Genomic DNA, 3,271 nt, shown 5'->3' with positions numbered 1-3,271 from the left:
AACTTGAAGATATTTAATTTTTGAATTTTTGTCCAATTCTTTATCTAAAGTGAATATCCTATCCTTATATCTATTTTTTAAAATTTGCATAAGCTTTTTATCAACATTAGATCTATTGGAGTATTTGTTAGTATCTTCTTTATAAAAATGACCTCCGCCACTCATTCCTATACCAGAAACAATAATCTTTGAATCTTTATTTTCGTATAGAGCGTAAAGAATTGCAAACAACCCTGTAGAAGCCCCACCTATTATTCCTTTTTTAAAGGATAGTAGAATATGCATTATTTTTTTTAATATTTTTTTTTCATAATAACTTTCACAAAATATCACACCCAACTTTCCAAATTTAAAAAACTTTGATTGAAAGTCTAATTGTTTATTTGAGGAAAAGTGAAATTTTTCTATATTTCCGAAATTGTAATTATCAAAATTCACAAATCCAGATCTAGCGATAATTTTGTTAGGTTTGGACTCAATTACTCTTTTCTGAACTTCTAAATTTTTTTCAAACTCTCTACTTCCAACAATAGCCTCAAAAATAGTATTTGGGTAAATCTTTAAATAATCTTTTACCCGGGCAGCAGCACCATTAGCAGAAAAAATTTTTTTTACTTTAAATTTTGGGAACTTAGAATTTGGTTTTGATCCTAATATTAAAACATAATCTTGATTTATTTGCATTATTTGTAATTTTAGATTATCTAAAATATCATTGATTGTATAAATTAAAATATATCGTATATCAATTATTAAAATGAAAACAATTTACTATTGGTGTCCGTTCGTATCAAGAGTTGCCACTGTAAGGTCAGTTATCAAATCAGCAGAGTCCTTAAAGAAATATTCAAACAAAAAATTTGAACCAGTTATTATTAATGTTGCTGGAGAATGGAATAATTTTACAAAAAATACAAATCACCTAAATATAAGAATAATAAAATTGACGAATTCAAATATTTTAGATGAGTCAAATTGGACAGGATTTATTAAAAGTAGAATAATTTATTTATATATTTTCTTTTTAGCAATAATTCCTTTATATAATTTTTTGAATAAAAAAAAACCTGAGTATATCATTATACATTTAATATCATCTTTACCTCTATTCTTAAATTTTTTATTAAATCTTAAGACAAAAATAATTCTACGGATTTCAGGAATTCCCAAATTAAATCTTGTAAGAAATTTATTTTGGAGAGTTGTTTTAAAAAAAACATATTTAATTACATCGCCTACTATTGCTACATTACAAGATTTAAAGAAAAAAAATTTTTATCCAAATAAATTGGTACTTTTAAATGATCCCATCTTAACACCTTCAGAAATTGTAAAAAAAAAAAACGAGAAATCTAAAATTCAAGGTAACTATTTTATTTCAGTAGGCAGGCTAACAAAACAAAAAAACTTTGAATTTTTGATTAAAAATATTTCAAAAAAAATAAAAAAAAATTCTAGTATTTTACTTTATATTTTTGGTAATGGAGAAGAAGAAAAAAAATTGAGAAATTTAATAAGTAAATTAGGACTAGAAAATAATATTAAACTTTTTCAATATTCAGAAAATATTTATAATTATTTATGTAATTCTAGAGGTTTCATATTATCTTCATTATGGGAAGATCCTGGTTTTGTCTTGGTTGAAGCAGCTTACTTAAATGTTCCAATTTTATCTAGTGACTGTAAGAATGGACCTAGAGAAATACTAAACTATGGAAAAAATGGAATTTTGTTTAAGAGTAATGATCCTGAGAGTTTTAGTAAAAAATTTGATGAATTTTTAAATCTTGATAATAATAAAAAAAAAGTTTTTCAATTAAATGCAAAAAAATATATAAAAAGATTTAGTTTGTTTTCACATTTTTTACAAATACAAAAGATTTTGACGTAATATGAAAGACGAATATTCTCATAAACTTGATTATTTTTTGATCAAAGAAATCAAAAATTTGAAAAATATAAATATTTTAGAGTTCGGAGTTAGAGAAGGAATTTCTACTAGAAAATTTTTAGATCATATAAATAAAAATGGAGGCAAGTTGTATTCCATAGATATAGATGATTGCTCCTCAGTCTCTAATGATACAAACTGGAAATTCATACAATCTCGTGATGATAATTTTCAATTTCTTGAAAATAAAATTCCAAAAGAATTTGATATTATATTAATTGACTCTTTTCATAATGCACTACATGTTAAGAAAATTCTCTATCACTACTATAAAAAATTGAGGGTGGGTGGCCTTTTATTTATAGATGATATTTGCTGGATACCATATGTAAAGAATAATTATAGAAATCATTTTAATAGTGAAATAAATAATAGGGAAACATTTTCAATGTTAAATGAAATCTTAATATCAAATCAAAGTAAAATTAATCTCACTTATTCATTTATTGGATCGGGAATGGCAAAAATTATCAAATTGAAAGATGAAATACTTGAAAAAACAACTAAAATTAAATCTCGGGAATTCTCTTTTAAAAATATTTTAAGAAAGGTTTTGAGAAAAAATGAATAATGATATCTTTCAGGAGGTGAAAAATAATTTATTATCCAATAAATCTAATCACTTAACAATAATGCATGACACAGTGATAGAAAAGAAACTTAAAATTATTGTTGAGTGTGGAGTTGATAGAGGGGCATCAACATGTGCATTTTTAGAGGCATTAAAAAAGATAAATGGTAAATTGTATTCTTTTGACATTAAAGATTGTTCAAATTTATTTGATGATAAAAATTGGAATTTTTTTCAAACAAATGATGTAAATCTGTCTAAAATAATCAATAAGTTTTCTGAGATTAAAAAAGGAATAGATCTTTTATATATTGATAGTTATCACGAGCCCAGCCATGTAAGAAAAATTTTGAATTTGTATTATCCATTTATTAATGTCAATGGATATATTTTTATTGATGATACCTCGTCATATCCATTCCGAAAATTAAATATTTTGACAGACTCTATTAATTCAGATTTATGCAAGGAAGAAGTTGAAGAATTTTTTTATTCAAATTTTGATGCATTCGAATTTAAATACAACGGCGGAGAAAATGGTTTATCAATATTAAAAAAGATAAAGAACAATAAGTTATATAAAAACTCTATTTGGAAATATAATTTTTTGATTTATCAGTTTTTTAAATTGATTAAAAAATTTAAATATAAGTTCTTTTATAAATGATTTAGAGCTTTTTAAATAGATCTTCATATTTTTTAAGATTTTTTTTACTATCAAATCTATGCAGAGCTCCCACCGCTTTTTG

At 23.8% G+C, this 3,271-nt stretch carries 4 protein-coding genes; 3 read left to right on the top strand and 1 reads right to left on the bottom strand.

All coding sequences use genetic code 11. The annotated features are described in order from the left end of the window. The coding region (locus AMN80_RS01745; protein WP_143323371.1) for a hypothetical protein at positions 1-684 on the bottom strand (684 nt) is incomplete at its 3' end. Between the two features lie 73 nt (positions 685-757). Here AMN80_RS01745 and AMN80_RS01740 point away from each other — a divergent pair. The 3 genes from AMN80_RS01740 to AMN80_RS01730 are packed head-to-tail and all read left to right on the top strand — an operon-like array spanning position 758 to position 3,189. Continuing rightward, on the top strand, positions 758-1,891 hold the full coding sequence (locus AMN80_RS01740; protein ID WP_075520303.1) for a glycosyltransferase: 1,134 nt from the start codon (positions 758-760) through the stop codon (positions 1,889-1,891). Between the two features lies 1 nt (position 1,892). Next, positions 1,893-2,522: a class I SAM-dependent methyltransferase gene (locus AMN80_RS01735; RefSeq protein WP_075520302.1), complete on the top strand. Its 630-nt coding sequence runs from the start codon at positions 1,893-1,895 to the stop codon at positions 2,520-2,522. Further along, the gene (locus AMN80_RS01730) at positions 2,515-3,189 is read left to right on the top strand and encodes a class I SAM-dependent methyltransferase (protein ID WP_075520301.1); all 675 of its coding nucleotides are present in this window, start codon (positions 2,515-2,517) and stop codon (positions 3,187-3,189) included. Before AMN80_RS01735 ends, AMN80_RS01730 begins: the two co-directional genes overlap by 8 nt. The last annotated feature ends 82 nt before the right edge of the window (positions 3,190-3,271 follow it).

The organism is Candidatus Pelagibacter communis (assembly GCF_001179985.1).
Taxonomy (GTDB): domain Bacteria; phylum Pseudomonadota; class Alphaproteobacteria; order Pelagibacterales; family Pelagibacteraceae; genus Pelagibacter; species Pelagibacter ubique_J.
The sequence above is the reverse complement of the archived record's forward strand: the minus strand, read 5'-3'. Positions and strand labels throughout refer to the sequence as shown.

Excerpts from the sequence above, each read along its gene's own strand:
- AMN80_RS01740 (WP_075520303.1), top strand. The coding sequence starts at position 758 with ATGAAAACAATTTACTATTGGTGTCCGTTCGTATCAAGAGTTGCCACT.
- AMN80_RS01735 (WP_075520302.1), top strand. The coding sequence starts at position 1,893 with ATGAAAGACGAATATTCTCATAAACTTGATTATTTTTTGATCAAAGAA.
- AMN80_RS01730 (WP_075520301.1), top strand. The coding sequence starts at position 2,515 with ATGAATAATGATATCTTTCAGGAGGTGAAAAATAATTTATTATCCAAT.